Raw genomic sequence first — 1593 nt, 5'->3', positions numbered from 1 at the left:
GGGTTCTATTTTCTAGGAGAGATTTATGATTAATATCTTTAAATATCTTGATAAAAAAACAAAATACCTAACCATTATTGGAGCACTGGCAAATGGGGGTCTCGCTTTGGGGCAACCTTTGGTTGTCGCCAAAGCATTATCTATAGATCAAAATAACCTTACCTATTCTTCTATTTGGAAATTTGCCCTCTTTGGTTTTTCTGTTTATTTCGCTTTGTATAGTCTTATGTTATTCTGTAATCATGCAAATAATGTCTTTAGACGTGAAATTCACATGAATATCCGAACGGCATTGTTTCATAAGTTAATGGAAGACAGGGAATATAGTGAAGATGAAAAGATTACCATGCTGACACAGGATATGGAATTTCTAGGAGATAACTTTTTTGAACGCTATATGTCTATTTCATGTTGGGGATTTGGGGCACTGATTACGGCGATCTATATCATTGCACAAAATGTTTTATTGGGTTCTATCTTTGTTTTCTTCACGATCTTACGTCCCATTCCACAATTCTTGATGAATAATAAGCTAAAGAATTCAGGGGATGAAATGTCTCAGGGAAGAACAGCTGTTCATAACCAAATCTCTGATAGTATTCGAGGAGCTCAGACCTTGCGGATGAATCAAGCCTTGCCTGAAAATTCTCAGCGCGTCTGGAATATCAATCTTCGTTATCAACGAGCTATTCAAAGGTTTGCTTTTACCCATAATATTGTTTTCTTTTGTAATGGTTTTATGGTCTTTCTGAGCCAAGTACTCCCCTTGGTATTAGGGTTCTTCCTTGCTATGCAGGGTCATCATGTTTCAGTGGCTAGCCTGGTCGCTATGTATATTGCTGCTGGTCAACTGGTAGGGCCTATCCAAAATATCATGTATGATGTGGTTGAAGTACAAGGAGCCAAAACAACGGCAGAAAAGATTTTCGGAATTTTAAATCGAGCAGATGGTAGTGAATCGGACAATCATTCGATCTCCCAAGTAGAAGAGCTAGAAATTTCTCATTTAAGTAAATCTTATAACGGTAGAGAGATTCTTCGCGATCTTAATCTAACCATTCAACAAGGCGAAAAAGTCCTCATCAAAGGGCCAAGTGGCTGTGGGAAATCAACCCTCTTCCGAATGATCACAGGGGAAGAAAAGCCGGATGCCGGAACGATTACTTGTCGTACAAGGGATGGAGTTAAAACAAGTCATTTTATTCGTCAGGTAGGTATCATCAGCCAGCATCCCTTCCTCTTTAATGATACTGTTCGCTACAATCTTAGTTTGGGACAAGAGTTTTCAGATCAAGAATTGGAGACTGTTTTGAGACAGGTAAAACTCGACCATGAACTAACTGATGGGCTTGATTTTGTAATCACTAATAACGGAGAAAATATTTCAGGCGGACAACGTGTCCGGATTGAACTAGCCCGCTTCCTTCTTCGTAAAAAGGATATTTTATTAGCAGATGAGGTAACTGCAGCTCTTGACGTAGAAAATAGCCAGATGGTTCGAGACTTGATTTTCTCACTACCGATGATGGTGTTAGAAATCGCTCACCATATTGATAATGAAAGTCGATACGATCAAGTCATTGAACTAAGAAA

General features: G+C 38.8%; 1 protein-coding gene. It reads left to right on the top strand.

Annotated features, from left to right (window positions below):
• Positions 1 to 25: 25 nt before the first annotated feature.
• A partial coding sequence (locus SPADD19_RS10665) for an ATP-binding cassette domain-containing protein (RefSeq protein WP_164905868.1) occupies positions 26 to 1593 on the top strand: 1568 nt, incomplete at its 3' end.

The organism is Streptococcus parasanguinis, from assembly GCF_001578955.1.
Taxonomy (GTDB): Bacteria; Bacillota; Bacilli; order Lactobacillales; family Streptococcaceae; genus Streptococcus; species Streptococcus parasanguinis_U.
The sequence above is the reverse complement of the archived record's forward strand: the minus strand, read 5'-3'. Positions and strand labels throughout refer to the sequence as shown.